18 protein-coding genes and 1 pseudogene are annotated in these 24,995 nt (G+C 68.1%); 11 read left to right on the top strand and 8 right to left on the bottom strand.

Annotation, left to right across the window (positions count from 1 at the left end):
- Positions 1-61: 61 nt before the first annotated feature.
- From BM133_RS06950 to BM133_RS06960, 3 genes are read right to left on the bottom strand one after another with little or no spacing between them, the layout of a single operon-like run.
- Positions 62-307, bottom strand: a complete 246-nt coding sequence (locus tag BM133_RS06950) for a hypothetical protein (RefSeq protein ID WP_093432567.1) — start codon at positions 305-307, stop codon at positions 62-64.
- 9 nt (positions 308-316) lie between these two features.
- Positions 317-2,359, bottom strand: coding sequence for an esterase/lipase family protein (locus BM133_RS06955; protein ID WP_256219075.1), 2,043 nt, complete (start codon positions 2,357-2,359; stop codon positions 317-319).
- The gene (locus tag BM133_RS06960) at positions 2,356-3,396 is read right to left on the bottom strand and encodes an Lnb N-terminal periplasmic domain-containing protein (protein ID WP_093432569.1); all 1,041 of its coding nucleotides are present in this window, start codon (positions 3,394-3,396) and stop codon (positions 2,356-2,358) included. Before BM133_RS06960 ends, BM133_RS06955 begins: the two co-directional genes overlap by 4 nt.
- 210 nt (positions 3,397-3,606) lie before the next feature.
- Between BM133_RS06960 and BM133_RS06965 the strand changes: the two genes are divergently transcribed.
- Positions 3,607-6,747: an amidohydrolase family protein gene (locus BM133_RS06965; protein ID WP_093432570.1), complete on the top strand. Its 3,141-nt coding sequence runs from the start codon at positions 3,607-3,609 to the stop codon at positions 6,745-6,747.
- 45 nt (positions 6,748-6,792) lie between these two features.
- Here BM133_RS06965 and BM133_RS06970 read toward each other — a convergent pair whose 3' ends face one another.
- A complete protein-coding gene (locus tag BM133_RS06970; protein ID WP_093432572.1) occupies positions 6,793-9,492 on the bottom strand; it encodes a bifunctional acetate--CoA ligase family protein/GNAT family N-acetyltransferase in 2,700 nt (899 codons plus the stop codon).
- Between the two features lie 308 nt (positions 9,493-9,800).
- On the opposite strand from BM133_RS06970, the gene BM133_RS06975 reads away from it, so the two are divergent.
- Positions 9,801-11,162 carry a homoserine dehydrogenase gene (locus BM133_RS06975; RefSeq protein WP_093432573.1) on the top strand — a complete coding sequence of 454 codons (1,362 nt, stop codon included), beginning with the start codon at positions 9,801-9,803 and terminating at the stop codon, positions 11,160-11,162.
- 348 nt (positions 11,163-11,510) lie between these two features.
- Here the strand turns inward: BM133_RS06975 and BM133_RS35725 are convergent, their stop codons facing one another.
- Positions 11,511-12,542 carry a M24 family metallopeptidase gene (locus tag BM133_RS35725; RefSeq protein WP_093432575.1) on the bottom strand — a complete coding sequence of 344 codons (1,032 nt, stop codon included), beginning with the start codon at positions 12,540-12,542 and terminating at the stop codon, positions 11,511-11,513.
- 134 nt (positions 12,543-12,676) lie between these two features.
- Between BM133_RS35725 and BM133_RS06990 the strand changes: the two genes are divergently transcribed.
- Together BM133_RS06990 and BM133_RS06995 are read left to right on the top strand one after the other, a co-directional pair.
- The gene (locus tag BM133_RS06990; RefSeq protein WP_093432576.1) at positions 12,677-13,999 is read left to right on the top strand and encodes a DUF2325 domain-containing protein; all 1,323 of its coding nucleotides are present in this window, start codon (positions 12,677-12,679) and stop codon (positions 13,997-13,999) included.
- 42 nt (positions 14,000-14,041) lie between these two features.
- On the top strand, positions 14,042-14,251 hold the full coding sequence (locus tag BM133_RS06995; RefSeq protein WP_093432578.1) for a TOBE domain-containing protein: 210 nt from the start codon (positions 14,042-14,044) through the stop codon (positions 14,249-14,251).
- An 81-nt stretch (positions 14,252-14,332) separates the two neighbouring features.
- Here the strand turns inward: BM133_RS06995 and BM133_RS35430 are convergent.
- Positions 14,333-14,515, bottom strand: a pseudogene (locus tag BM133_RS35430) (NAD-dependent formate dehydrogenase); the annotation flags it as partial.
- A 135-nt stretch (positions 14,516-14,650) separates the two neighbouring features.
- The gene (locus BM133_RS07005) at positions 14,651-15,532 is read right to left on the bottom strand and encodes a substrate-binding domain-containing protein (RefSeq protein ID WP_177224735.1); all 882 of its coding nucleotides are present in this window, start codon (positions 15,530-15,532) and stop codon (positions 14,651-14,653) included.
- A 292-nt stretch (positions 15,533-15,824) separates the two neighbouring features.
- On the opposite strand from BM133_RS07005, the gene BM133_RS07010 reads away from it, so the two are divergent.
- The 6 genes from BM133_RS07010 (at position 15,825) to BM133_RS07035 (ending at position 22,945) form a co-directional block, all read left to right on the top strand.
- Complete coding sequence (locus BM133_RS07010; protein ID WP_177224736.1) at positions 15,825-19,079, top strand: GLUG motif-containing protein; 3,255 nt, start codon at positions 15,825-15,827, stop codon at positions 19,077-19,079.
- Between the two features lie 178 nt (positions 19,080-19,257).
- Positions 19,258-20,874, top strand: a complete 1,617-nt coding sequence (locus BM133_RS07015) for a ShlB/FhaC/HecB family hemolysin secretion/activation protein (RefSeq protein WP_177224737.1) — start codon at positions 19,258-19,260, stop codon at positions 20,872-20,874.
- 23 nt (positions 20,875-20,897) lie between these two features.
- Complete coding sequence (gene exbB / locus BM133_RS07020; protein WP_093432584.1) at positions 20,898-21,338, top strand: TonB-system energizer ExbB; 441 nt, start codon at positions 20,898-20,900, stop codon at positions 21,336-21,338.
- Between the two features lie 4 nt (positions 21,339-21,342).
- Complete coding sequence (locus BM133_RS07025) at positions 21,343-21,702, top strand: ExbD/TolR family protein (RefSeq protein ID WP_218158347.1); 360 nt, start codon at positions 21,343-21,345, stop codon at positions 21,700-21,702.
- 14 nt (positions 21,703-21,716) lie between these two features.
- The gene (locus BM133_RS07030) at positions 21,717-22,484 is read left to right on the top strand and encodes a cell envelope integrity protein TolA (RefSeq protein WP_093432587.1); all 768 of its coding nucleotides are present in this window, start codon (positions 21,717-21,719) and stop codon (positions 22,482-22,484) included.
- Complete coding sequence (locus BM133_RS07035) at positions 22,481-22,945, top strand: molybdopterin-binding protein (RefSeq protein ID WP_093432588.1); 465 nt, start codon at positions 22,481-22,483, stop codon at positions 22,943-22,945. The genes BM133_RS07030 and BM133_RS07035 overlap by 4 nt, the downstream gene beginning before the upstream one ends.
- A 3-nt stretch (positions 22,946-22,948) precedes the next feature.
- Here the strand turns inward: BM133_RS07035 and BM133_RS07040 are convergent, their stop codons facing one another.
- Positions 22,949-23,845, bottom strand: coding sequence for a LysR substrate-binding domain-containing protein (locus BM133_RS07040; protein ID WP_256219076.1), 897 nt, complete (start codon positions 23,843-23,845; stop codon positions 22,949-22,951).
- Positions 23,846-24,008: 163 nt separating this feature from the next.
- On the opposite strand from BM133_RS07040, the gene BM133_RS07045 reads away from it, so the two are divergent.
- On the top strand, positions 24,009-24,980 hold the full coding sequence (locus tag BM133_RS07045; RefSeq protein ID WP_093432591.1) for a Bug family tripartite tricarboxylate transporter substrate binding protein: 972 nt from the start codon (positions 24,009-24,011) through the stop codon (positions 24,978-24,980).
- The last annotated feature ends 15 nt before the right edge of the window (positions 24,981-24,995 follow it).

The raw sequence follows: 24,995 nt of genomic DNA on the forward strand, positions 1-24,995 counted from the left end.
CCTGATGGACGACTTTTAACGGGCCTTCGGGCCCGTTTTTTTTGGGGGGGCGCTGCCAGCTTCAGTCGCGGTCGATGAAGACGCCCGCGCACAGCGCGATGCCCACGACGTAGAGCAACCACGTCCACGGGACCGCGTAGGGATAGAGCATCAACGCCACGCCGAGCCACTTGCTGCGCCGGCGGCCGGAGCGCTTGCCCCACCGGTAGGCCGCGATTCCGGCGAGGCCGAACAGCACGGCGCCGAAGATGTAGGCCGGGCTCGGCAGCGTGATGCCGAGCGACTGCAATGCTTGCAAGTTGTCCATGGGGGGCTATTAGCGCACGCCAGTATTACGCTCGCAGGGAACCGAAGAAGCCGACGACCTTGAGCTTCCTGGACGCTTGACGGGGGTGTCCTGACAAGTTGGCGTCAGCAGCAGTTGTTCCCTGAGGATTCGCCGTATCTCCAGGATGGCCAGCGGGTTCTCCTGCACGCTGTGCGCCGATGAAATCACCAGCTCCGAGGCCGCGCCCTCCAGGTGCGCGCTCTCGTAGGGCACGACCCCGTCGCTGGACAACGCCTGCACGACGCCCGGCGTGTCGTTGCCGATGATCGAGTGGAAGCGCACGCGCGGGTTCATCGGCAGGCCCGAGGACATCTGCACGAAGGCATCGCGGTCGCTCAGGTTGTCGATGCTGTTGGGAATGCGCAGCGGCCCGATGTCCTGCTTGCCGGGCGCGATGCGCATCAGCTCGCGCGAGATGTCGTTCAGCTGCCCCAGCATCGCCACCGGCAGCGTGATGAGGTTGGCCAGCCAGCGTGCGACGCGGTTGTTGGCAAACGGCGTGCCGCGGTGCGGCGAGGCGATGAAGATCGCGTCGCTCACCTGCGGCAGCGGCTCGAAGCGCAGGTAGGGCGCGAGCCGCTGCTCGATGCGCTGCTGCTGCGCGCCCTGCATGGGGTAGCTGGAAAGGAGCCCGTCCCACAGCCTGTCGCCCGACGAGGACACCAGAAGGCGCGACAGCACGCCGCCCATGCTGTGCCCGATCAGCGTGATGTTGCGCGAGGCCTCGGCCTGGCCGCCCGGGTCAAAGTGCGCCAGCGTCTCGGTGATGGCCTGGCGGATCGCGAGGTTGTTGACCGCCAGCGGCGCGTTGGTCGGGTAGTAGACCTGCCAGATCTGGTAGCTGTGGCGCAGGGTTTCGTCGCCGAGCACCTCGTTGGCCACGTTGATCCACGCCTCGGGGCTGCTCGCCAGGCCGTGCAGCATGATGACCGTGCGCCGGTTCGGGTCGTAGGGCTGCATCAGGTAGATGCGCGGCCGGGTGAGCCCGTCGGCGCTGCCGAACAGGCTGCGCAGCGCCTGGCGCGCGAAGTCGGAGCGGGCAAGCCACAGGCCGTAGCCGGAGGTGAAGTTGGCCGCGAGCGGAATCTCCTGCTCGGCCAGCCGCGTGGTCGAGGTGCGGTAGGGGTCGAACACCACGATGCGGGCGGTGCGCGTGGCGAGCACCGCGCGCAGGTCCGTGCCTTCGAAGCGCAGGAGCGCGGTGAGGGCGGGGAAGGGCATTTCGCTGTAGGGCGGCGTGTGGTCTTCGGCCGTGGTGGCCGCAGTGGTCGCCGGGTGGGGCGCGACAGCCGGCTGGTTGGTCGCCACCACCAGCTCGGCGCCGAAGCCGTCGCGCCGGTAGGTGTTGCGCAGGCCCGAGAAGGTCAGCGAGGCGGCGGGAATCAGCTCCTGGGGCACCGGGTCGCCCGGGCGCAGTTCGAGCGCGGACTGGTCGGCGTCGATGTGCCAGTCGCCCACCTGCGGCACGCGGGGCAGCGCGCTATCGTCCAGGCGGCCGTCCTGGCGATAGCGGCTGAAGAGGCCGGTGATGGCCTGCTGCACCGCGTAGTTGTAGTAGTCGCGCACCTGCGTCTGGCGGTCTTCGAAGGCGCGGTCGCGCGGCTTGCGCGTGGTGAAGAACAGGTAGGCGTAGGCATGGCGCGCGGTCTCCAGCCACGCCTGGATGGTCTCGGGCGCAGCGGGCCCGGCGCCTGCGCCGCCGGTCTTGCCGGCCGCGAGCGCCACCTGCAGCCAGACCTCCGAGAGCGCGGAGAGGCGCTGCTCGTCGGTGATGCCGGCCGAGTCGGCCAGGGCCTGGCGGCAGGCCTGGCCGCTCTTGCGGCACAGGTCGGCGTCCGAGCCGATCACCCGCAGCACCTCCTCTGCCGAGGTGCTGAGCTTGCCGGTGGTGAGCACGTCGCCGCGGCGTTGCGCGAGGTATTCGGCGGGCGAGATCGAGCCGACGGTGACGCCCGCGCAGCCGGTCAGCAGTAACAGCAGCACGGCGGCGCAGAGCAGGGCCGGCAGTGCGAGGAAGCGCGAAGCCGTCATGGCCGGGCCCCGGCATCGACCGCCATTTCGACACCGGGCAAGTCGTTCCGGATGGCTTGCGAGAAGCTTTCCGTGCCGGGGTCGGCGTCGTAGGCGCGCGCACGTTCGGTGATGCGCCCGGCCGCGCGAAGCTCTTCCATGTTGAGGCGCGGCGTGAGGGCGCCGACGTCGTGCAGGTACTCGGGCAGGTAGCCCGAAGCCAGCAGCCGCCAGTCCATCGGGAGGCCGGGCACGACGTGCCTGGCAAGCGCGTAGACGATGGTCGTGCAGTTGGCGGTGAGCGTGTTGTAGAAGCTCGGCGCGCGCACCAGCGCCGCGCCTTCGCCGAGGTAGCCGAGGAACAGCGAGCGCATCTCCGGTTGCGGCAGGCGCACGCGGTACATGTAGACGTCTTCGCCGCGCACGTTGGTGCGCACGCGCAGGATGTCGTGCTCGTCGGCCGCGACGAGGCTGGTCTCGAACTGCTTGAAGAAGCCGCCGATGGACGAGAAGCTCTCGCCGCGCTCCTTGCGGATCTCGATGGAGAAGGTGACGAACTGGCCGTCGTCGAAGCCGAAGGAAACGAGCGTGTGGGCGATGGCCGGGCCGCTCCAGTACGAGAGCGATACATCGACCGAGCGAAGGCGGTCCAGGTCGTAGCGGCGGGTTTCCCAGCGCGGGGTGTAGTCGGTGTCGCTGCGCCAGTCGAAGTTGCGCACGTTCTGCATCGTGACCATGTTCCCGTCGACACGTGCGACGAGCTGCCGCGCCACGTCGTCGGCCCAGAGGCGGTCCTGCGACGGCAGGATGGTGCCCCACCACGCCAGCACCATGGCAAAGCCCACGGCATACGAGAGCAGGGCGCGCGCCGCCTTGCCGCGCCACAGCAGCGCGATCGCCGCGAGGCCGAAGCCGGCCCAGAGCACGCCGGCTGCGATCTTGATGGCAGGCGTTGCCGGCAACTGGTACCACAGGGCCGCGCTGGCCCATGCGGCCGAGATCAGCACGGCCAGCGAGGCCACGAGGCGGCCGGAGAAACGCAGGAGCATTCGGATCATGGAGGGGAGGTGGAAACGTGCAACGAATTCATTACGCGGGTGCGCAATGCAATGCCGAAGCTTACGACGCGGCGGGAGCGCCCGGTCTCCACCGGTAACGGGTAAGCGCGCTGTCAGAAAGCGCACACAGAGTGAACCGGCACGCCCTCGGCCTGCCGCCCGTCCGCAGGCGAAGGTGCGGAACAAGAAGACCAACAGGAGACCTCCCTCATGAAGATGCGCAAACACGCGCCGGCCCTGGCCATTGCCCTGACCTCTGCCGCGGCCGTTTCGGTGCTGATCGCCGGATGCGGAACCGGCGGTAGCAGCGGCCTCGTTTCCCGTACCGATTCCACGGGTGTCACGAAGCCCGCCGTGCCGGTGACCAGCGTGAACACGCTGCAGGGCTCGACCAGGGACGTGTCGGTGGAATTCCACGAAGGCACCAACATGGCGGCCGCGCCGTCGCCCGATGGCAGGCGCATCGCCTTCACCGCGATGGGCGCGCTCTGGATGCTTCCGCTGCGCGGTGGCATCGCCACGCGCATCACCAGCTGGGACATGGAGCCGACCGCGCCGGTGTGGTCGCCCGATGGCAGCCTCGTCGCGTTCCAGAACTACGACGCGGAAGGCAACTACCACCTGTGGGTCGTCAACCCCGACGGGTCGGGCCTGCGGCGCGTCACCACCGGCCCCTACGACGACCGCGAACCGGCATGGACGCCGGACGGCAAGGGCCTGGTCTTCGCATCGGACCGCAGCAACGACGGCAACTACAAGATATGGCGCGTATCGCTGGACGATGTCTACACGAGGCTCACCTCGGGCCCTGGCGCCGAAAGCAACCCGGCCCTCTCGCCCGACGGCAAGCAGCTTGCCTTCGTGGACACGGCACGCGTCTTCATCCGGCCCGTGGGCGGCACCGAGGCACCGAAGCTCATCGCTCCCGGCACCATGCCCGCATGGGCGCCCGACGGCTCGGGCCTGGTGTTCCAGACCGACCGCAAGACACTGAGCGTGCGCGGCAAGGACATCGCGCAGAACGAGGACTTCTTTCCGTTCCCGGTGCGCCATCTCGCGGACGGCCGCTTCATGTACACGGCGGACGGCCAGATCAAGATCCGCAATGCCGCGGGCGAGGCGCCGGCCAACGTGCCGTTCAGCGCGACGCTGACGGTGCGCCGGCCCGTCATCGACAAGCGCAAGGACCGCGGCTTCGACACCATGGGACCGCAGCCGGTGCGCGGCGTCAGCGCACCGGTGATCTCGCCCGATGGGCAGAGCGTGGCCTTCGTGGCCCTGAACGACGTGTGGGTGATGAAGATCGGCCAGGCGCCCGTACGCCTGACCAACGACAAGGCGCGCGACGGCAGCCCGCAGTTCACGCCCGACGGGCGCGCCGTGTACTTCTCGACCGAGAAGGGCAACGGCGGCGCGCTGGCCATCGACCAGGTGGAGATCGGCTCGAAGCGGCGCACGCGTCTCGCGGCGATCCCCGCCAAGTCGATGGTCACGCCGAAGATGTCGCCGACCGGGGACCGCATCGCCTACACCACCGGCTCGGGCCAGCTGGAGGTGTGGGACATCGCCTCGCGCACGCCGCAGGTGGTGATCGCGCAGGTGAGCTCGCAGGTCAGCACGCCCTCGTGGCTGCCGGACGGCAAGCGGGTGGTGCTGGTGGACAACGAGCGCATCAACAACCGCTTCCGCGAGGGCTACAACAAGCTGCGCGTGATCGACATCGCGGGCAAGACCGGCACCTTCTACCCGGTGGCCAAGGAGCCGATGCAGATCTCCGACCGCGAGGAAGGCGCCGCGGTCGTGTCGCCCGACGGCACCAAGGTGGCCTTCATCATGGATTCGGTGCTGCACGTGATGCAGCTGAACCCCGACGGCTCGCCCTTCGGCGCGCCGATCAAGCTCGCGGCAGAGGCGGCGGACATGCCTTCGTGGGCGGGCGATTCGCGCACCATCCTCTACAAGGCGACCGACAAGCTCAAGACCATCGCGGCCGACGGCTCGGGCGCCAGGGAGATTCCGCTCGATCTCTCGTGGACGCAGGCCGTGTCGAACGGAACCACGATCGTGCGCGCGGGCCGCCTGTGGGACGGCAACAGCGAGACCTTGCGCACCGACGTGGACATCGTCATCAACGGCAACCGCATCACGGCGATCCGCCCGCACGATCCGGCGGCTGCGCGGCGTGCCCGCAAGTACATCGACGCATCGGCGCTCACCGTGATGCCGGGCCTGTGGGACCCGCACTTCCACCCGCTCACGCTGTACCAGGGCGGGCAGTACGGGCAGGTGGCCGCGTCGATGCTGGCCTACGGCATCACCTCCACGCAATCGGTCGCGGGGCCGCTGCACCAGAGCATCGAGATGCGCGAGGCGCTGGAGGCGGGCAACCTCGTGGGCCCGCGCCTGTTCGTCTCGCCGCCGCTGTGGGAGGGCAACCGGCTTTTCTACAGCTTTGCGCGGACCCTGCGCAGGCCCGAGGTCGCCGACCTGGAGATCGCCAAGGCCAAGGCCATGGGCGTCGACTACTTGAAGTCGTACGTGCGCGCGCCGATCCCGATCATGGTGAAGATCGCGCAGGCCGGGCTCGACATGGGGGTGCCGACCGGCACGCACATGTTGGCGCCGGGCGCAGCCGCCGGCATCGGCGGCACCACGCACCTGTCGGCGACGCAGCGCATGGGCTATGGCTGGTCGAAGTCGGTCGGCGGCTTCACCTACCAGGACGCCTACGACCTGCATGCGAAGGCGGATTTCCACCTGGTCGACACGCTGTTCTCCTCGCTCGCGCTGGTGGGGCAGGACCCGCTGATGACCAGCGACGACCGCTTCAAGCTGCTGATTCCGCCGAACTTCCTCACAGGCCTTCGCAATACGGCGACGCCGACGCCTGCCGCGATGCAACTCGCGCGCAAGGACGCAGAGCAATCGGCCAAGGTGCAGCGCGCGGGCGGTCTCATGGCCATCGGCACCGACACGCCGCTGGTCGCGCCGGGCATCGCGCTGCAGACCAACCTGCGCGCGGCGGGCATGGCGACCTCCAACCACCAGGCGCTGCAGGACGTGACCCTCAACGCCTCGCGGATGAGCCGCGTCGAGCAGGACCTGGGCACGGTGGAGGTCGGCAAGCTGGCGGATCTGGTGATCGTTCGCGGCAATCCGCTGCAGGACCTGAAGGCCGCGGCGGCCGTCGAGTACGTGGTGAAGAACGGCGTGAGCATGTCGCTCGGCGAGATCCTCGCGCCGTTCCGCACGCCGGCCGCCCTGAGCGAGCGCAGGAGGGCGGTGGTCGCGTACGAGAAGCTGTGCCGCGCCGATCCGCACGACTGCGCGGACATGAACCACGCGGACTGAGCGCGGCGCCTCGCCGGTGGCCTGCCTGCCTGGCTGCTTGCCTGGCTACAGCTGGTAGGTCACCAGCTTGAAGTCCGGGTCTTCGGGGAACGGCTTCACGGTGAAGCCGATGCGGCGCACCAGCTTGAGCATGTCGGGGTTGTTGGCGAGCACGAGGCCGTCGACCTCCGCCAGGCCCCGGTCGCGCGCCACGTCGATGATGCTTTCCAGCAGCCGCGAGCCGATGCCCTTGCCGCTGAACGCGTCGGCCACCACCAGCGAGAACTCGCAGCTGGTCTGGTCGGGGTTGGTGACGTAGCGCGACACGCCTACGATGCGCTCGCTGTCGAGAATCGTGCCGTCGGGCGCGTTGCTGCGCTCCATCACCACGGCCACCAGCGCCATCTCGCGGTCGTAGTCGATCAGCGTGAAGCGCGAGAGCATCGAGGGCGGGAGCTCGCGGAAGCGCGAGACGAAGCGGAACCACCGGCTCTCGGGCGAGAGGCCCTGCACCAGCGCCTGCAGCATCTGCGCGTCGTTCGGGTGCACCGGCCGCACGGTGTAGATGTCGCCGCCCGTGCCCGGAAGCGGCCATTCGCGCCGGTAGCGCGCAGGGTACGGCATGATGGCCAGGTGCTGGTAGCCGCTGCCCACGTGGCCGGCTACCGCCTGCGGGCTGCTGTCCACCACGATGCGCGCATCGACCGACACCGCGCCATGCTCGTCCACGATGATGGGGTTGATGTCCATCTCGCGCAGCTCGGGCAGCTCGCACACCATTTCCGAGACGCGCAGCAGCACGTCCTCGATCGCTTCCATGTCCACCGGGTTCGCGCCGCGCCATTCGCCCAGCGTCTGGGCCACGCGCGAGCGTTCGATGAGGCGGTGCGCGAGAAACTGGTTGAGCGGCGGCAGCTCCATCGCGCGGTCGTTCATGAGCTCGATCATGGTGCCGCCCGCACCGAACACGATGACCGGACCGAAGGGCTCATCGGTCACCAGGCCCACGTAGATCTCGCGGCCGCGCCGCGCCTTCACCATCTTCTGCACCGTCACGCCGTTGATGCGCGCCTCGGGTGCAAGGCGGGCGACGCGCTCCATCATCTCCACGTAGGTGTCGCGCGCGCTGGTGCCGTTGAGCACGTTGAGCGCCACGCCTTCCACATCGGACTTGTGGCTGATGTCGGGCGAGTCGATCTTCAGCGCCACCGGAAAGCCCAGCTGCGTCGCGATCATCATGGCCTCGTTGGCGCTGCGCGCGAGCAGCGTGCGGGTGATCGGAATGTGGAAGCACGACAGGAGCGACTTCGATTCCATCTCGGTCAGCACCTTGCGCCGCTCTGCCAGCACGCTTTCGATGATGAGGCGCGCACCTTCGATGTCGGGCTTGGCGAGCGCGGAGAGCGGCGGCGGCGTCTGCTGCAGCAACTGCTGGTTCTGATAGAAGGCCGCGATGTTGCCGAACGCGCCCACGGCCGCCTCGGGCGTGCGAAAGCTCGGGATGGTGGCCTCCGCCAGTACGGTGCGCGCAGGGCCGACGGACGCGTCGCCCATCCAGCAGGCCAACAGCGGCTTGTTCATGGGGCGCGGGATGTCGGCCAGGGCGCGGGCGGTGGCGGCTGCATCGGCGCCGGCTTTGGGGGAAAAGATGGCCAGCACGCCATCGACCTGGCTGTCGGCCGAGGCGATGTCGATGGCGGCGCGAAAGTGCGCGGGGGTGGCGTCTTCGGAGAGGTCGATCAGGTCCGTGAGCGATGCGAGCGGCGCCAGCGTGGGGTGCAGCAGTTTTTGCGCGGGCGTGGAGAGCTTGCCCAGGTCCAGGCCGATCTCGTTGATCCAGTCGGCCGCCAGCACGCCGGGGCCGCCGCCGTTGGTGACCACGGCGAGCCGCTTGCCCACGGGCCGGTAGCGCGAGGCCAGGCACTTGGCGGCGGAGAACAGCTCGACGAAAGAGCGCACCCGCACGGCGCCCGCGCGGCGCAGGGCGGCATCGAACACGTCGTCGCTGCCGACGATGGCCGCGCTGTGCGTCTGCGCCGCCGCGTTGCCGGCCGGCTTGCGCCCGGCCTTGAGCACCACCACGGGCTTGGCATGCGAGGCCGAACGCAGCGCGCTCATGAAGCGGCGCGCGTCCGAGATGCCTTCCAGGTACACGATGATGCTGTGCGTGGCCTGGTCGTTGGCGAGGAAGTCGAGCACCTGCGGAATGTCCACCGAGGTGTGCGGGCCGAGCGACACCACGCTCGAAAAACCGACGCCGTTCTGCCGCGCCCAGTCGAGCATCGAGGCAGTGAGCGCGCCCGATTGCGACACCAGCGCGAGCGGCCCGGCCTTGGCCAGCGGCCCCGCGACGCTGGCGTTCAGATGCAGCAGCGGGCGCTGGAAACCCAGCGAATTCGGTCCGAGCAGGTGCACGCCTTCGCGGCGCGCGATCTTGCGCCACTGGTCTGCCTGCTCCGGCGCGATGCCGTTGGAGATGACCACCGCGGCCTTGCAGCCGATGCGCCCGGCGATCTCCAGGGCGGCCGCCACGTCCTGCGGCGCGAGTGCGATGAGGGCGAGGTCGGCATGCGTCTGCGAAAGTTCTTCGAGCGTGCCCTTGGTGCGCACATCGAGAAAGCGCAGCGTGCCGTCGAAGCGGTCGGCGCGAAAGGCCTCGCGCAGCAGGCGGCCCGATGCGGTCTGGCCGCCGGGATCACTGGCGTTGCCGACGAAGGCCACGGCGGAGGCGGGCGCGAAGAGCGGGGTCAGGAAGTGCTTGTCCATGGCTTAGTGTGCCCCGATCCCCGGGCCCTGTCGTCAGTGCCCGCATGGCTCCTGTACACTCCGCGCTCCATGTCGTGCCTCCCACTCCACACCGCATCCGCCGCCGCCCGCATGGGCCGGATGATGCCGCCTGCATTCCCGCAGGCAATGGGTGCACGAATGATTACCTCCATTACCTCCGCGGCCACCTGAGCACGCGCAGGTGGCCGTTCCGGCAGCCACCTGGTGAATCGCTCTTCTCCCCGAACGAATGAAACCCAGCTCTGGCAGCTGGGTTTTTTGTTTGTTCTTTCGTTCGGAGAAGCTCCATGTACCGCGATCCAGTCCTGTCCCTCCAGCCCCTTGCCGGTGTTCCCGCGGCCATGCGCCCGCTGCGCGTGGGCATGATCGGCATCGGCACCGTGGGCTCGGGCACCTTCCGCGTGCTGGCCCGCAACCAGGCCGAGATTGCCGGCCGGGCAGGGCGAGGGATCGAGGTGGTGATGGTGGCCGCGCGCAACCTGCCGCGGGCGGCCGGCATCGTGGGCGATGGCGTCCCGCTGACCGATGACCCGATGCGCGTCGCCACGCACCCCGACGTCGACGTGCTGGTCGAAGCGGCCGGCGGCACCGGCCCGGCGCGCGGCTGGGTGCTGGCGGCCATCGCGCATGGCAAGCACGTGGTCACGGCCAACAAGGCGCTGCTGGCCGAGCACGGCGCCGAGATCTTCGCGGCGGCCCGGCAGCATGGCGTGGCGGTGGCGTACGAAGGCGCGGTGGCGGTCAGCATTCCCATCGTCAAGGCGCTGCGCGAAGGGCTCACGGCGAACCGCATCGAATGGGTGGCGGGCATCATCAACGGCACCACCAATTTCATCCTGAGCAAGATGCGCGACGAGGGCCTGGACTTCGCCGCCGCGCTCGCGCAGGCACAAGCCCTGGGCTACGCCGAGGCCGACCCCGCCTTCGACATCGAGGGCATCGACGCCGCGCACAAGCTGACGCTGCTCGCGGCCAATGCGTTCGGCACGCCGGTGCGCTTCGCCGATGTGCAGGTGGAGGGCATCACCGCGCTGCAGGGCGCGGACGTGGCCTGCGCCGAGCAGTTGGGCTACCGCATCAAGCTGCTGGGCATCGCGCGCCGAAGGGAAGAGGGCGTCGAGCTGCGCGTGCAGCCCGCGCTCGTGCCCGCCGCGCACTTGATGGCGCATGTGAACGGCTCGATGAACGGGATCATGGTCAAGGGCGACGCGTCGGGCGTGACGATGTACTACGGTGCCGGCGCCGGCTCGGAGCAGACGGCATCGGCGGTGATCGCCGATCTGGTGGACGTGGCGCGGCTCGATGGCACCCATGCCGCGCAGCGCGTGCCGCACCTGGGTTTCCATGCGCATGCGATGAACGAGCTGAAGGCGCTGCCACGCGCCGCGGTGCACACATCGCACTACCTGCGGGTCCCCGTGCGCGCGGCGAGCGATATCGAATCGGTCGCGGCCTTGCTGGCGGGCCATCGGGTGCCGGTGCAGCAGGTGGTGCTGGCGGCAGGGCAGCCGGAGACAGCGCCGCAGGTGCTGGTGCTGACAGGGCCGGCGGCGCAAGGCGCGATCGACCTGGCCGTGCATGCGCTGCAGGCGAGCGCGGCGGTGGCCGGCGCGGTGACGACGCTGCGGGTGGAGACGCTCGCCGGCTGACCGGTTTCAGCGCGCCAGCCGGTCCGATCCGCTGGCAGGGATGTCGGGCCGGATGAGGCCCACGTCGAGCCAATGGAGCTCGTCCGGCGCGAAAGGCTGGGAGCGCGTCATTCCGTCCATGCGGACCCTCACGGCAGCGGAGCTGGTCGATGTGACAGTGCCCAGCTGCCCTTGGAACTCGACGCGTGCACCTCGCCTGGCGGGCACGTTGTACCTGGCTCGGATGTGTTCGTAGTTCATCATTTGAAACAATAGTATTAACTTTTGTTTCAAAAAGCAAGCACGCGAGAACAGGTCCTTGCGGGTGCCCGCCGTGGCGCCGCGCTGCGCATCCGGCAAGGAGGCCTTTCATTCGGAACGCGCATCGACGTACGCCCAGGCCTGGAGCCCCGAGGCCAGCGTCACGCGCTCGCGCCGGTATTCCTTGACCTCGTAGACGTCGGCCTGCGCCAGCTCGGCCGGCGTGAGGGCGAACACCGCGCCTTCCACGCCGTCTTCGGCGCGGCCGGTGGGCGCGATGATCGGGTGATGCGTCTTGCCGCTGGTGGCGACCACGCCGGCATCCTCGATCTTCAGCTGGTCGAGGCGATAGCCGGGCAGGCGGTCGAGCTGGCCGCCGAGCTTTCGTCCGAGGGTCGCGATCTGCACCGACTGCAGCTGCAGCGTGCCGTAGGAAAAGAGCTGCTCGGTGGCGTCGTGCACCACGTCGTCGGCGATGAGCAGGTCTTCGTAGAACGCGCCGAATGGCCGCGTGGGATGCGCGATCTGGATCTCCAGCACCCAGAGTCCGGTGGCCGGGCACAGCCCGAAGTCGCCCAGGTTTCCGGCCCGGTAGATCGCATGCGGGAAGTCGCAGACCCGGTGCCCCTTGATGTCCAGGTTCAGGCGCCACCCCATGGCCTGCGCGCGCTCGGCCGCATAGGCATACAGCGCCTGGCCGCTCAGGCCATCGGCGCGCCAGCGTTCGCCGACCGCGTGCCAGAGCGTGCGCGCGGCTTCGGCGCAAGCCTGCATCTGCGCGTCTTCGCCGACCACGAAAGTGTCGCCGGCATCGCCTTCGTGGCCTTCCCAGACGGGGCCGATGTCGACGAAGAAGATGTCCTCTGCGCCGAGCACGCGCTCCGGATCGGAGGTTTGCCTGAACGTATTGAGCGTGTCCTCGCCGAAACGGACGATGACCGGGTGCCAGTTGCGCTCCATCTCCAGCTTCTGCAGCGTGGCCATGGCGAGATGGGTTGCCTGCGCGTGCGTCATGCCCGGGCGGATGCCCGAGGCGATCTGCCGGACGGCGAGTTGCGAGAGCGATCGCGCGTGCCGCATGGCGGCCAGGGAGAATTTCGCGCCGGTGGCTTCGGAGCGGCCGGCTTCAGATGGTGTCATGGCTGATCTCAAGTTGCATTTCGCAATATCCTGAAAAATATAGCGTATTGCCGATTCTTGATTTGCCTTGGGGATTATCTGCCTGAGTATGTAGGTGACTTGGCACACGCTATGTCGCGTCGTATATTGCGGTGATGCTAAACCCGCCTTTCAGACGCCTGGCCTCGGCCAACACGGCCCCCGCGACGCTCGACGCACCCGCGCTGCAGCACGCCGCGGGCTGTTGCGAACCCCCGGAAGGCGGCGACGAAACGCCGAACGGCCGCATCCGTCTCTCGGACCTGGACACGAACTTCTATTGCTCGGTGATCGGCACGTGCCTCACCACCGCCGAGCTGCGCAAGCTCATCGCACGTTTCGCGGACGTGCAGGGCGCGAGCGACCTGCACATCCACCATGAGGCGGTCCGGCTGGCCACGCAGAACGCCGTCGTCACCAAGGCGCTGCAGAAGGCGCTGGACCACCGGCATGCCGCCGCCATCCAGCGCCTGTCGACCCTGCACGACACCCAGGCGCTCACCGCGTACTGGGAAGAAGCGCTGCACCAGGGCGAGATTCCGGGCGCGTACTGGGCCGTGCTCATGCACCGCAAGGGCACGGCCGAGTTGCGCAACCGCGCCTTCGGCGACATCCACATGCTGTCGCACCTGGTGGGCGCCGCCAACCGCGCCGACATCCGCCGTCTCGCGGCCCTGGAGCGCGACAACGTCGAGTTGCGCGACCGGCTGGACCGCCACCAGCTTCGCTCGCAGGAACTGATCGAGGAGCGCGACAAGAGCATCCTGCACCTGAAGCAGGAGCTGATCGACGCCGCGAAAGCCCGCGCAATGGCGCCGGCCTCCGCGCCGGGCGACGTTTCAGCGCGCACCCGTCTCGAGGAGTCCGAAAGAGCCGCGGTCCTGATCGCGGTGCAAACCGAACGCCGGGAACGCGCCGAGCAGGCCTCGGCGTTTGCCGCCACCGAAGTGGCACGGCTCACCGAGGAGCTCGAGCACCTTCGCGCGCACGCGGTGGCGCTGGGCCGCGAACTCGGCGCGGCCGAGACCCAGCTGAAGATGCATGCGGGCGAGGGCGTGTCCAACGCCTGCCTCGACCAGCAACTGCAGGGCCGGCGCATTCTCTACGTCGGCGGCCGGCCCAGTTCCGCGCCGGCGATCCGCGACCTGGTGCAGCGGCACGGCGGCGAACTCCGGCGGCACGGCGGTGCGCTCGAAGACCGCAGCGGCCTCCTGGCGGCCGCGGTCTCGTGGGCGGAAGTGGTGGTTTTCCCGGTCGATTGCATCGACCACGAATCGGTCGACAACCTCAAGCGCCTGTGCACGCGCCAGCAGGTGCGCTACCTGCCGCTGCGCAGCGCCGGCATCGCGTCGTTTGCCGCGGCATTCTCGAGTCCGCCGGTCGAAGACGCGGGCCAGGCCGGTGCCTCCAGCAGCCCGATCTGCCCCCGGCACGGATGAGTGCGCTCGATAGACTCGGGTCTTCAACCCGAAGGAGTCCCCATGAAGATCAGCGCCCGCAATGTCCTGTCCGGCAAGGTCATCTCCATCGTCCGCGGTCCGGTGACGACCGAAGTCACACTGGAAATCGCACCCGGCGTGCAGGTCGTCTCCACCATCACCAGCAGCTCCGCGCAGTCGCTCAACCTCACCGAGGGCGGCTCGGCCTATGCGGTGATCAAGGCATCGAGCGTGATGGTCGGCACCGACTGATCTCCCTCCCCGGCGCGGCCGGCTCGCCGGTGCGCCGATGTTCATCAGGCAACTGAACTGCGTCGTCGCACTGGCGCGCGAGCGAAGGCCCAGTTCGCCAGAGACGCTGCCCAGCAGGGTGCCGGGCTTGAAGTCGATGCGCCTGGGCGTGGGGAGCGTCTGCCCGTCGGGATAGCGCTCCAGATGCGGCAGGTCGTCGCGGGCGCAGGTCTTGGGGTAGCCGGTGACCGGGTCGTCGTAAAGCACACACACTGTCTTTGCCAATTTCATCTCCTGGTTGTGAGGTGGCAGCAAAACGCTGCACCGGGAGAGATGGTTTCCGAACGGGCTTTTCAGTGCCAATCGTTTGATCGGATGGCTTGATAGGTGTGGCTTATGACGCTGCCTGCCTCCGTGTCCTCAGAGGATGTAGCAGTTGTTCTGGATGATCGTGCGGCCGGCCGTGCTGCCCACGTAGGCAATGAAAGCATCGACCGCGGCATTGGTCGAGCCGGGCCGGCCGCGGATCGCCGCTGCATCCTGCAGCAGGCGGTCATGCGGCGGATTGCCGTTCACCGTGGCGGGCGTGTACTCGAAGTACGTGCCGGTGAGCAGCGGGTTGATTGCACCGGAGCCATTGCACACCTGCGATTTGGCGACGAACCCCATGTTGGGATACGTGGTGGCGCTGCTGCTCGCATTCACCGCCGTATAGGTGGTACCGATGGTGGTGTACTGGCTGAACTTGGCGTCATAGGCACCGCCAGGATAGGCAATGCCGTTGACCCGGCTGAGCACCTGCTTGGCCGCGGTGCCATACGGTGCAGTGACCGTGTTGGCGATCGCAACCTGGCCGTTCGCATAGGCGTAGCTCGCAGGGTTGGGGAAACCGGCCGAGCCGCTGGCGCTCACGTTCGGGCCGAATTTCGACCACAGGATCAATTTGCCTTCGGCATAGCGGAACGGCACCTGCACCACGCTGGAATAAGCCGCGCGCAGAGCGGCCGGCGTGGTGTCGTCCGCCGCAAAGAACAGGTCATACGGCGTGGTGCCGCCGGGTGCCGACAGCGCGGTGCCGATGGCCGTCTGGAAATCGCCCGTCGCGCCGTAAGTCACGGTGAAGCTGCTGCTCGAGAACGGCAGGCCCGAGGCCCCGAAGGCATTGACCAGCTGGACCATCGCCCCCTGGAAATTCGCCGCCACGGCCACGTTGATGGACTGCGCCCACGTAGCGGACGAACCCAGCATCAGCGCGGACGCGGAAACGCCCAGCGCAATTTTCTTGATCGAAAGTTTTCTCACGGTATCTCCTGGATGAATTGGATGAAGCATTGGGCGTGAGTCTTTAGCGCTATATAGGTTTGTATATAGATTGCATCGCATGTAGGTAATGCATCGGCATTGAATTGCAGGGTAATGCGATTCAAGATTCATCCGGATAGCGCATGAAAAATCACGGTCGCTATACTCTCAGAAATATAACGAGACAGGTGAACGAATGACGCAGGTCGCGAAGAAATCCAGAAGCCGTCGTCCCCGATTGAATTCAAAAGTATGCGCAGCCATCTGCGCGCTTCTTTGTTCATCGATGGGAATGGCCGCACCGCAAGGCGGCGTGGTCACCAGCGGCGGTGCCACCATCGGCCAGGCGGGCAGCGTGACCCGCATCGACCAGAGCACGCAGCGCGCGACCATCAACTGGCAGGGCTTTGGCATCGGCGCCGGCGAGACCGTCAACTTCAGTCAGCCCAATGCATCGGCGATCACGCTCAACCGCGTCGTCGGCAACGAACGCAGCGTGATCGACGGCGTGCTGAACGCCAACGGCAAGGTCTTCCTGATCAATTCGAACGGCGTGCTGTTCACCCGGGGCAGCAGCGTGAACACCTCCGGTCTCGTGGCCAGCACGCTGGACATCAGCGACGCCGACTTCAACGCCGGGCGCTACGTGTTCAACGGCAACGGCGGCAGCAACTCGGTCATCAACATGGGCACGCTCACCGCGGTCAACGGCGGCTACGTGGCGCTGCTGGGCAGTCTTGTGTCGAACCAGGGCGTGATCGTCGCGACCAAGGGCACGGTGGCACTGGGCAGCGGCGAGAAGATCAGCCTCAACTTCAACGGCGATTCACTGGTGAACGTGAGCATCGACCAGGGCACGCTGAGCGCGCTGGTCGAGAACAAGGGCGCGATCTATGCCGACGGCGGCAAGGTGATCCTCACCGCGAAGGCGGCCTACGACCTGCTGAGCAGCCAGGTGAACAACACCGGCATCGTGCAGGCGCGCACGGTGGACGACCTGAAGGGCGGCATCGTCGTGCGCGCGGATCGCGGCACGGCCAACGTGGGCGGAACGCTGGATGCATCGGCGCCCCTGGGCGGCGACGGCGGAACCATCGAGACCTCGGGCCGCAGCGTCAGGGTGATGGACGACGCGGCCGTCACCACCAAGGCGGCGAGCGGCAGCACGGGCACGTGGACGCTGACCTCCGACGGATTCACCGTTGGCGCGGGTGCGAACATCGGCGGCGCCCAACTCGGCACGCAACTGGGCAACAACAACGTGACGATCGCCTCGACGGGGGCAAGCGGCGCCGACGGCCACATCCACGTTGACCAGGCCGTGAACTGGTCGGCCGGCACCGCGCTCACGCTGACCGCGGCCAACGACATCCTCATCAATGCGCCAATCGCCGCGACGGGACTGAGCGCAGGGCTGAACCTGAATTTCGGCTCCACGAGGGACTACAGCATCAACACGGCGCAAGGCGCATCGGTCACGCTGAGTGGTGCCAATGCGACCCTGGCGATGAATGGACAGGCCTATACGCTGATCCACAGCATGAGCGACCTGGAGGCTATCGACGACACGGGCGGCGTTGCGGCGGGGCGCTATGCACTCGCGGGCGACCTCGATGCATCGGGCAAGACCTACGGCAATACGGTGGTGTCCACCCTTTCGGGAACGCTGGCGGGGCTCGGCCACACGATCAGCAACCTGACGATCCTGGAGCCGATACACAACGACGCCATGCAGACGCCGACCGGCCTGGTCGGCACGGCCCAGATCGGCAGTGTGATCCGCGACATCGGTTTGCTCAACGTCAACGTGAGCGGCTACGGCCGGGTCGGTGGACTGGTCGGGGAGAACATCGGCGGCAGCATCAGCCACGCCTACGTTACGGGGGCGGTGCAGGGCTTCACCAACGTGGGCGGCCTGGTGGGCTACAACGGGAGCAAGTTCGACATCCCGACGGGCGAGTTTTTCGTTGGCGACGGCATCATCTCGGACTCTTATTCCACCGCCACGGTGACGGGAACTTCCCGCTACGCAGGGGCCTACCAATACATCGGCGGACTGCTGGGCAGGAACTTCGGTGCCACCTACCAGGTCCTTCGCTCCAACGCTACCGGCAACGTCGCGGCCTTGAGTGATCCCAGCTCCGGCCAGACCAACCAGAACATCGGCGGATTGGTCGGCGGCAACGTCAGCGGCACCATCGCCGACTCCTACGCCACGGGCAAGGTGACGGTATCGGACAACTCGAGTTCCGTCGGCGGCCTGACCGGGATCAACAACGGCCCCACCAGCCTCATCGTCAACAGCCATGCCACGGGCGACGTCGCGGGCGGGCAGGGCAACGTGGGTGGACTGGCAGGCAGCAACATGGGCGGTCGCATCGTCAACTCCTACGCCACCGGCAACGTGACCGGTGGGCCGGTCGTCTTGCCTGGCGCCGAGAGCTACGGCGGGCTGGTGGGCTTCAACAGCGGCGGCAGCATTTCAGGCTCGCATGCAAGCGGCACGGTGACGACTTCCAGCGGAATTGCCGGCGGCCTGGTGGGGAACAGCGGCGGCAACGGCGCAAGCATCACCGACTCCTACGCGACCGGTGACGTGAAGGGCGGGGTCGGCAGCGGCGTGGGCGGCCTGGTCGGCTCGAACAGCGGCGCCATCTCCGGCTCGTATGCCTCCGGCAATGCCTCGGGCGAAAGCGCGGGCGGCCTGGTGGGCGGCAACCAAGGCGTCATCACGGACTCCTATGCGACCGGCAACGTGTCTGGCTCCTATGCGGCCGGCGGCCTGGTGGGGCAGACGGCTGGCGGCAGCATCTCCAACTCGCGAGCCAGCGGCAACGTGACAGGTGGCGCCGACTCCGGCTTCGCCGGCGGACTGGTGGGCCGCAATGAGGGCGGCAACATCGACAACTCGCACGCGACCGGAACGGTCACGCAGGGGAACGACAGCACGGGCCGCCTGGTCGGAGGGGGCACGGGCACAGGCGCCATCACCAACAGCACGTATCGCGACGCGGCAGCCGAGGCGGCGGCACAAGCTGCGGCAGAGGCTGCCGCCCGTGCTGCTGCGGCGGCGCAGGCCGCGGCACAAGCGGCACAAGCGGCACAAGCGGCACAAGCGGCACAAGCGGCACAAGCGGCACAAGCGGCACAAGCGGCCGCAGCGGCGGCGGCGCAGGCATCGAGCGAGGCGGCGGCGCAGGAACAGGCCGCGGCCGCCGCTGCTGCACAGGCTGCGGCCAACGCCGCTGCACAGGCCGCAACCCAAGCCGCCGCCCAGGCTGCGGCGCTGCAGGCCCGTGCCGAGACCGGCACCCGTCTCGCGTCGAACGCCGCCGCCCAGACACAGAGACAACAGGAGCGTCCCGCCGCCGAAGCGACCGCAGGCCTCGCGCAACGGGCGGCCTTGCTGGCGGACAACATCGTCTTGGCCGACAAGCGCAACTTCTCCGCCAACATCCAGCGCATCGAGATCGACGGCAAGGTCTTCGAACTGGAAGACGAAGAAAACAAGGCAGCACCTGCCGCGCAGCCATCGACGCCGCGGTGAGGTCGCCATCCCCATGCGGGACGCCTTCGCCGACGCCGCCTTCCATTCCTTTTCTTCGTTCCGTTGCGACATGAACCCAGCCCGTCCCGCCTCGTCTTCACGCCGAGTGCATCCAGCGCTTGCCGCTTTCTCCGTGCTCTGCACATTCGCAGCCGCAAGCCATGCCCAGGTTCAGCCTGTGCCCAGCTACGGCATCGGCGATGCGCTCAGGGAAGCCCAGCCTCCGCGTCCACCGGCCCCGAGCCAGCCGCCTGCGCCGGTGATCGTCGAGCAGCCCGAGCGGCCGATGAACCTGCCCGCCGGCGAAACGCTCGCGGTCCGCGAATTCAGGGTCGAAGGTGCCGAAACCATTCCGCCCGCCGAGCTGCAGGCCGTGCTCGATCCCTACCGCGGCCGCGCGCTGTCGATGGCCGAGATCGAGCAGGCCGCCGGCAAGATCACGGCGCTGTACCGCAGCCGCGGCTACCTCGTGGCGCGCGCCTATGTGCCGAGACAGGACGCAAGCGCGGGCACGCTGGTGATCCGTGTCCTCGTGGGCACCTACGGAAAGCTCGCGTTCAAGAACCGGTCGCTGGTGCGCGACGGCACGATAGGCGGCGTGTTCGCACCGCTGCAGGCCGGCAAGGCCGTCTCTCGCGAAGACCTGGAGCGCGCGATGCTGCTCGTCGGCGACATGCCCGGCGCCGCCTTGCCGCGCCTCACCATCTCTCCGGGCGACGCACCGGGCACCTCGGACTTCGATGTCGAAGTGGGAGAAAGCAAGCGCTTCACCGGCTATGTGCTGGGCGACAACCAGGGCTCCAGTTACACAGGCAGGAACCGGCTGAGCGCAGGGCTGGACATCAATTCGCCCTTCGGCGTCGCCGACAAGCTGAGCCTCAACCTCATGGGCACCGAAGGCGGGGGCCTGGACAACGGCAGGCTGGCCTACAGCTTTCCATTGACCGTCAGCGGCCTGCGCCTGGAGCTCGCCGCCGCACGCACGACCTATCACCTGGGCGGCGACTACAGCGACCTCGAGGCGAAGGGCAGGGCGCGCACCGTGGAGGCCACCTTCAGCTATCCCTTGCTGCGCAGCCGCGAGCAGAACCTTTCCTTGAGCCTGAATCTCGCGTCCCGGCACTTGCGCGACGAGGTGGGCGTGGCTGAGAGCATCGACAACAAGACCGCGAAGGTCGCCACCTTCGGCGTGCAGCACGAACGCTGGGGCGACCTGCTGGGCCGGCCGGGCTACACGAACCTCAGCGCCGGGGTGAGCTACGGCCATCTGGACATCGCCGACCCCGCGCAGCAGGCGATCAACAAGGCCGGCGCCGACACGGCCGGCGACTTCGCCCACCTGAACCTGCGGCTCGCCGCGAACATGGAAGTCGCCAAGGGCTGGACCGCAAGCGCCGCACTGAGCCTGCAGAAGGCGCTGCGCAACAAGAACCTGGACGGCAGCGAGCAGATGAGCATCTCGGGCCCCAACGGCGTGCGGGCGTACCGCGAATGGGTGAGCGGCGACAACGGCTACCTGCTCAATGCGGAAGTGCGCTACGCCTTGCCCGCACCGGAAGGGCTCACGCATTCGGTGGGTGTGTTCGCCGACCTCGGACGCGCCTGGCTGCAGAACGCCGCCTACACCGCCACGAGCCACGGCGTGCGCCTGTCGGACGTGGGCGTGGGATACCAGGCGCGCTACGGTTCGTTGTTCGGGCGCGTGCAGGTCGCGCGCGCCATCGGGTCGCGGCCGCAGGAGATCGCGCGCGACGGCCGCACCCGCGTGCTGGTGCAGGCCGGCGTGGTTTTCTGAAGAACCGAGAGAGGAGAAATTCAATGAACACGAACTGGCTCGCCGGCGCCATCGACTACGGCGTCATCGGCCTCCTGGTGGTGCTGAGCGTGGTCGTCGTGGCCATCGGCATCGAGCGCGCCTGGCTCTTTTGCCGCATCGACACGCACGCCATCCGCGACATCAAGTCGCTGGAGCTGACGCTGACGCGCAAGCTCTTCGTCATCGCCTCGGTGGCGAGCAACGCGCCGTACCTGGGCCTCCTGGGCACCGTGTTCGGCATCATGCTGACCTTCTACAACATGGGGCAGGACGCCTCCATCGACACCGGCAAGATCATGGTGGGCCTGGCGCTCGCGCTGAAGGCCACCGCGGTGGGGCTGGCGGTGGCGCTGGTCTCAGTGGTGCTCTACAACACGCTGCTGCGCAAGGTGCAGGTGTTGATCCTCGAATGGGAGATCGCGCGTGACCGAAAAGCCGATTGACAGCATGAACATGCTCCCGTTCGTGGACATCATGCTGGTGCTGCTCACCATCGTGCTGACGACCTCGAGCTTCATCGCGAGCGGGCGCATTCCGGTGAACCTGCCGCAGGCCAGCGCGAGCCGGTCCGACACCTCGCAGACGCAGACGATCGTCATCGATGCGGCGGGCGTCATCCATTTCGGCGGGGAGACCGTGAATGCCGACGGGCTGAAGGCAAGGCTCGCCGCCGTGGACAGGCAGACCGCCTTCCTGCTGCGCGCCGACAGGACGGTGCAGCTGCAGCGCTTCATCGACGTGGCCGATGTGCTGAAGCAACTCGGCTTCGCCAGGGTGGCCGTGCAGACCGAGGTGGGCACGAAGTGACTGCCGTAGGCGCCTTGCCCGAGCGGCGACTGCGCCTGGTGTTCGCGGTCGGGCTCGGCATTTCGGTGCTGCTGCATGCGGGGCTGGTGTTGCCGTGGTTGATGAACGATTGGGCGCCCGCGCGCCCGCCGCGGCACGAGCAGCTGCGGGTCGATCTCCTGGGGATGGTGAGCAATCGCCAGAGCGAACAGCAGCTCGCCGGGCGGCCCACGGCGTCCGCCGTGGCCGAGCCACCGCGGGAGCAGCGGGTGGCGCCCGCGCCGCCGGCATCGGCATTGCCGAAGTCCGCAACCAGGAAGGAAGCGCGCGAACGGCCGACTGCAATGCGCCAGGCCGCGCCGAGCCCGGTCCAGGTGGAAGTTCCCGCCGAGGCGCCCGCGCAGCGCACGCCCGACCTGCCTGCGCCATTGGCCGCCGCGCCGCCCGCGGCGAACGGTGCCGAGGAAGAGCGCGTGCAGCAGACCGTGCGCCCGCGCAATGCCGACGCCGACGCCCTTCGCAAATACCTCGCGAGCCTGAAGCGGGCGATCCAGAACAGGCTGGTCTATCCGGCCGAGGCGCGCGAAGCGGGCTATGTCGGCGCGCCGACCATCCGCTTCGTCCTGACCGAGAACGGCGACATCCTCTCCGGGTCGCTCGCCGTGCAGAAAAGCAGCGGGTACCCCGTGCTCGACGAGAGCGCGATGCGCGCCGCGCTCGCCGGCGCGCCTTTCGAGAAGCCACCGCGGCAGATGGATGTCGCGATTGCCGTCGCATTTGTTCAAGACCGGGAGCGACCATGAACATCGTTGTTGCCATTGCAGACACCGAGCCGCTGAAGATCCTGGGCGGCGTTCCCCGGCCGCGCATCTTCACCATCGAAGACCTCGTGAAGCTGGGCCGGCACGAACTGGGGCCCACGCAGGTCCTGTGCTTTTCAGGCCGTCCCGTCGCGCAGGTGGACAGCTACGCGGGAGCCCGGCTCATCGACGTGCTCGACCACTGCGGCCTCTCGGAAAGGCCGCGCCCCGAGCTCAAGCGCTGCATCGTCCGCGTGCGCGGAGACGACGGCTACGAAGCCGTCTTCAGCTGGAACGAGCTCTACAACGGCACGATCGGCGAGAAGGTGCTGGTGCTGTACGAGAAGAACGCGGGGCCGCTCGAGGCGCACCTGGGCACGCTGTGCCTGATCTCCGCCAACGATGCGCGCCTGGGCCCGCGCCATCTGCGCGGCATGTCGCAGGTGACGGTGCAGATGCTGTGACCGTCAGGCGTCGTTCGCCTGCGCCAAGAGCCACTGCCTGAAGACCTGCAGCGACTGCATCTGCGCCGACTCCTCCGGGTACACGAGGTAATAGCCCTTGGCATAGCGCCACTTGCGCCGCGACAGCCGCCTCAGGCGCCCCGATGCCACCGACTCGTCGCTCATGTAGGGCGGCAGCAGCGCCACGCCCATGCCGGCCAATGACGCGTTGAGGGCCATGGACATGATGTCGTAGCGCGGCCCTTCGCGTCCTGCTTCGCCCACGATGCCTTCGCGCGCGAACCACTCGTCCCAGGCACCCGGCAGCGTCTGGTGGTGGATCAGCGCCGAGCGCGGCGTGTTCGCATCGACCGTCTTGCCGTGCGCGGCGATCCATGCGGGCGCCGCGTAGGGCGAGAGGTCCAGCGCCAGCACGAACTCGCTGTGCAGGCCCGGGCGCTTGCCGTCGCCGAATTCGAGCGACGCATCGACCGGCGTGGCGGCGAAATCCACCGGTCCCACGCGGGTGCCCAGGTTCAGCGTGATCTCGCCGTGGTCGCGGGTGAATCCCGGCAGGCGCGGAATCAGCCAGTAGCTGCCGACCGAGGCGCCGCACGACAGCGACAGTTCGCCGCCGCGCCCCTTGAGCGCCATCACGTTGGCCGTGGCGCGCTCCAGCCGCTGCAGCAGCGGTGCGACTTCGCCCAGGTAGTAGCGGCCCGCGTCCGTCAGCGCCAGGGCCTCGCGCCGGCGCGTGAAGAGCTTCACGCCGAGCCGGTCTTCCAGCGTCTGTACCTGCCGGCTCACGGCGCCCTGCGTGAGGCGCAGTTCCTGCGCGGCCGCGGTGAAGGAGCGCAGCCGCGCGCTGGCCTCCAGGCACATCAAGGACATCGTCGAAGGGGCGCGAACGTGCTGGGTCATGAGAAAAGAACAAGTCTGGTGCATGCACCTGTTGGTGCTGCCTGGGCGCACCTCCACCGTGCATGAGGAAAGCTCATGCTAATCCCAGAAAACGTGGCTTGTCCAATGCGGCATGCGAACTGATCATCGGCGCACCGATTCTTCACTGCCGGAGTTCTCTGCCATGCGTCCACGTGCCTTGCTTTGTGCCTTCGTCGCTGCCGCGATGGCGGTGGTCTCGCTGCCGGCCCTGGCGGCCTATCCCGACAAGGCGATCCGCCTGATCGTGCCTTCGGCCCCCGGCGGCGCGCCCGATTCGCTGATGCGCGCCCTGGGCGCGCAGCTGTCGCAGCAGATGGGCGTGCCCATCGTGATCGACAACAAGCCCGGCGGCTCCTACACGATCGGCACCATGGACCTGGTGCATGCCGCGCCCGATGGCTACACGCTGGCCTACGGCAACATCGTCTCGCTGGCCACCAACCGGTCGCTGCTGCCCAACGTGCCGTACGACGTGGAGAAAGACCTGACGCTGGTCGCCAACACGCTGCGCCTGTCGAACCTGATGATCGTCAACAACGACCTGCCGGTGAAGAACGTGACCGAGCTGGTCGCCTACGCGAAGAAGAACCCGGGCAAGCTGGCCTTCGCGTCGGACGGCAACGGCACCACCGCGCACCTGGGCGTGGAGCTCTTCAAGTCGATGACCGGCACGGACATGCTGCACGTGCCCTACAAGGCCGCGACGGCGGCGGTGACCGACCTCATCGGCGGCGGCGTGCAACTGATGATGGTCAACACGCCCGTCTCCGGCCCGCTCGCGCAGTCGGGCAAGGTGAGGGCGCTGGGCATCTCCTCGCGCCAGCGCTCGCCCACCTACCCGGACGTTCCCACCATCGCCGAGGCCGGCGTGCCGGGCTTCGAGGTCGAGGCCTGGGGCGGGATCATCGGGCCGGCGCGCATGCCCAAGGACGTGGTGACGCGGCTCAATGCCGAGATCCGCACCGCGCTGGCCAACCCGGGCCTGCGCGAGCGCTTCAGGCTGCTGGGCGCCGAGACCGATTTCGGCACGGCCGAGCAGTTCCTCGAGTTGTCGCGGCGCGAGACGGTCAAGTGGGCAAAGATCATCAAGGACTCCGGCGCCAAGATCGATTGAACCGGCTGAAAGCAC

The sequence above is a fragment of the Variovorax sp. 770b2 genome (assembly GCF_900115685.1).
Classification (GTDB): Bacteria; Pseudomonadota; Gammaproteobacteria; order Burkholderiales; family Burkholderiaceae_C; genus Variovorax.